This is a genomic window from Pedobacter sp. 01T416_2 (genome assembly GCF_056398925.1).
In genome coordinates, this window is the sequence record NZ_JBFTQI010000643.1 from 1 (window position 1) to 3,476 (window position 3,476).

5 protein-coding genes are annotated in these 3,476 nt (G+C 36.3%); 4 read left to right on the forward strand and 1 reads right to left on the reverse strand.

All coding sequences use genetic code 11. The annotated features are described in order from the left end of the window. Positions 1-279 precede the first annotated feature (279 nt). The gene (locus AC1DPQ_RS21670) at positions 280-714 is read left to right on the forward strand and encodes a hypothetical protein (RefSeq protein WP_477585894.1); all 435 of its coding nucleotides are present in this window, start codon (positions 280-282) and stop codon (positions 712-714) included. An 85-nt stretch (positions 715-799) separates the two neighbouring features. Continuing rightward, positions 800-1,831: an Atu2307/SP_0267 family LLM class monooxygenase gene (locus tag AC1DPQ_RS21675; protein ID WP_477610842.1), complete on the forward strand. Its 1,032-nt coding sequence runs from the start codon at positions 800-802 to the stop codon at positions 1,829-1,831. A 1-nt stretch (position 1,832) separates the two neighbouring features. Here AC1DPQ_RS21675 and AC1DPQ_RS21680 read toward each other — a convergent pair whose 3' ends face one another. Beyond that, entirely contained in the window at positions 1,833-2,276 is a 444-nt protein-coding gene (locus AC1DPQ_RS21680) for a DUF4395 domain-containing protein (protein ID WP_477585125.1), read from the reverse strand. 245 nt (positions 2,277-2,521) lie between these two features. On the opposite strand from AC1DPQ_RS21680, the gene AC1DPQ_RS21685 reads away from it, so the two are divergent. Together AC1DPQ_RS21685 and AC1DPQ_RS21690 are read left to right on the forward strand one after the other, a co-directional pair. After that, entirely contained in the window at positions 2,522-2,974 is a 453-nt protein-coding gene (locus AC1DPQ_RS21685; RefSeq protein WP_477585126.1) for a DUF1569 domain-containing protein, read from the forward strand. A 115-nt stretch (positions 2,975-3,089) separates the two neighbouring features. Continuing rightward, positions 3,090-3,476 (forward strand): VOC family protein (locus AC1DPQ_RS21690; RefSeq protein WP_477610843.1); only part of this gene is annotated, 387 nt, incomplete at its 3' end.

The window sequence follows — 3,476 nt, forward strand, 5'->3', positions numbered from 1 at the left end:
ATATTACACTAATGCACCCTAGAAATTCAACATGTAGTGACGAAATTTTCAAACAGATAAAAGTTTATAAATTACCTCATGAAATAAGTTTTAATCAGGTAATTTTAATCGAACAGGTAAACGAGAGCCCGTGGAAATCAATTAATAGTTTTCGCATTACAATAGCCCCATAAAGAAGCCATGGAAACACTCGATATTCAACGAATGAGCAAAGTAATTGATGGCGTTTATAACGGGATCATTTCTATGAAGCTGTAAAAACCAACGCCTGTTTCAAACATGATCACATCGATAAAAGTTAAAGACAATAGCAATTTGGGCCCATTACTCTATATTTTTGGTTTCTTCCCATTATTTTTAGTTAATCTCACTTTTATCTTTAACCTGAGTTATCTTCAATCAACATTAATTACAATGACGATATTGATAGTCTTTCTGATATTCTTTTTCAAAAATCTAATAGCTAAACAAGAGGAATATGCCATCATAGCAGATGAAAATGAGATCACATTCTTAAAATTGGGAACTTTTAAGTGGAATGAAATCAAAATGATTAAAGCTATTCCTGATCTAGCATTTAGCCGTAACAGGTACAAATTCATGAATATTACTTTACAGAATGGTAAAAAGTTTAAGATCGACACTACCAACTTCGATTATCCCAATCACGAACTCGAAACCATTTTTAAGACTTTAGGTAAACTGGCTGATTAATTATAAGTCTTTACCTCTTTTCTTAACATACATCAAAAATGGCTAGCCCTGTATCCATTAACTTTGTTAAAATTATTTTAACATTATGGAATTAGGTATCGGTATGTTTGGCGATTTGCAGATTAATGCAAAAGGAGAAATTCAACCCGCTCAGCAAAGACTTCAGGAAATTATAGCAGAAATAAAACTAATGGATGAGGTTGGTTTAGATTTTTATGGAATTGGCGAACATCATCGCCCTGATTATGCCGTATCGAGCCCCGAAATTATATTGGCTGCCGCTGCTACTATAACCAAAAACATTAAATTAAGCAGTGCAGTTTCGGTTTTAAGTTCATCCGACCCCGTTAAATTGTATCAAAATTTTGCCACAATAGATTTAATTTCAAATGGCAGGGCCGAATTAATGGCTGGTCGTGGAAGTTTTATCGAATCGTTTCCACTGTTTGGTTATAACCTACAGGATTACGACGAGCTTTATGAAGAGAAGTTAGAATTACTCCTTAAAATAAACAAGGAGTCCAAAATCAGCTGGAAAGGCAAGTTCAGACCAGAACTAAATAACCAGGAAATATTACCAAGAGCCGTTAACGACAATTTAAAAATTTGGGTGGCCGTTGGTGGAACACCCGAATCGGTAGAACGGGCTGGTAGATTAGGCTTGCCTGTAATGTTTGCCATCATTGGTGGTCAGCCGATACAGTTTAAGCCGCTTTTCGACTACTATAAACGAGTTTATGAAGCTCATGGGCACGACAAGAGTAAATTTGAAGTAGGTGTACATATGCACGCTTTATTTGGCGAAAACAGTAGCGAAGTTGCAGATTACTACTACCCACTTTATTCTGCTCAGATGAACAGGATTGGTAAATCACGCGGCTGGGCACCTTATCAACGCAATCAGTTCGACGCCGGCCGAAACAGTAGTGGTGCTTTAATTATTGGCGATGTAAACGAATCGGTAGAGAAGATTTTAGCCATGGAAGAAACCTTTGGTTTAACACGTTTCTCAGCACACATGGATGTAGGGGGGCCATCTCACACAGCCTTAATGAAATCAATTGAATTATTCGGAAGCAAAATTGCTCCAAAAGTACGCGAGGCTTTAAAGAAATAAATTAAGCCTCATTCTTTTTAGTGAAAATCTGCAAAAAAGAATAGATATAACAACCGACGCAGATGGCGAATAAACTCTCTAACAAAGCAAAAACGATCATGATGGAGGTAAAAATCAGCGCTGCATTATAAAAATCAAATAGAAATACCGCGGTAATCAAAAGGCAGAATCCAAAGCCTAAGGTTGCCGCGAACTTTTTTGGGGCCAGATCCTTCATTTTCGGCGAAAGCGAAAGTGCGTCGGCTATTTTAATCGCAATAAATTTCAACAAACTAAATTTACCCGTTGTAAATGCCCTTAAAGCAAAATCAAATATTAGAGAAACAATTGCCCAATAATTTGAAAACACAACACAAGCAATTGCGATTACAGCAACCATAAAGGCAATAATCCTAACTACATTTTCATTTACTCTTTCTGCTGATATTGGGCAAGATAATTCCATAGGGACAATTTGAGGCAAATTTAAGGAATTTATTTAACCACAGATAAAAAAGGATGCACACAGATAATCTCAAATACAAAAATCTGTGTTTTATCTGTGTGCATCAGTGGTTGAAAACACCAAACTTCATTCTACAAGTGCAGTAAAAGCAATGTCTCAATTCATTCACTCATGTTTTTCACCTCCTTATAAAATACATCCTTATATTTAGTGAAATAAATTACGCACTACCAGATAAACAAACCATGAAGACCATTTTCCAACCCGCAGTAACTAGCGAAATTATTGAAAGAATTAACAAACTTACTCCTACTACCACTCAACTTTGGGGTAAAATGAACGTTGCACAGATGTTGGCACATTGCAATGTAACTTACGAAATGGTTTACAATGACATTCATCCAAAACCGGGGCCAATAATGAGGTTTATCCTGAAAAAACTAGTCAAAAGCAAAGTAGTAAGCGAAAAGCCTTATCCTAAAAATAATCAGACAGCCCCTCAATTTATTATTAAGGATGAAAAAGATTTTGAAAAAGAGAAGATGCGTTTAATCGATTACATTAATCAAACCCAACAACTCGGCGAAAATCATTTCGATGGGAAAGAATCACATTCATTTGGGCCGTTAGCAAAAACGGAGTGGAACAATATGTTTTATAAACACCTGGACCACCATTTAGCACAATTCGGAGCTTAGCTAAGAACATAACAGCAAATTATTGTCCAAATTACCCCCTTAAATCGTCACTTTTAAACCTTACACAGGCTAAAAATCTTGCTTAACTTGTGGTAACATAAAAAATTTATATAAAATGGCAAAACCACTTGTAACATGTCTTTGGTTTGACGGACAAGCCGAAGCAGCAGCAAAATACTATTGTACAGTTTTTAAAGATTCCAAAATTACGCAGGTTACTCCTATGGTAGTTACTTTCGAATTAAACGGAAATAAATTTATGGGCCTTAATGGCGGTCCACAGTTTAAATTCGATGAAGCTATTTCTCTTATGGTAAACTGCGACAGTCAGGAAGAGATAGACTATTATTGGGATACTTTCTTAAATGACGGGGGCACAGAGAGCGTTTGCGGATGGCTAAAGGATAAATTCGGACTTTCATGGCAAATTGTTCCATCAAACATCGGTGAGCTAATGGCAACGCCCGAAAGAGCAAAAAGAGTAATGGACGCCGTTATGAAA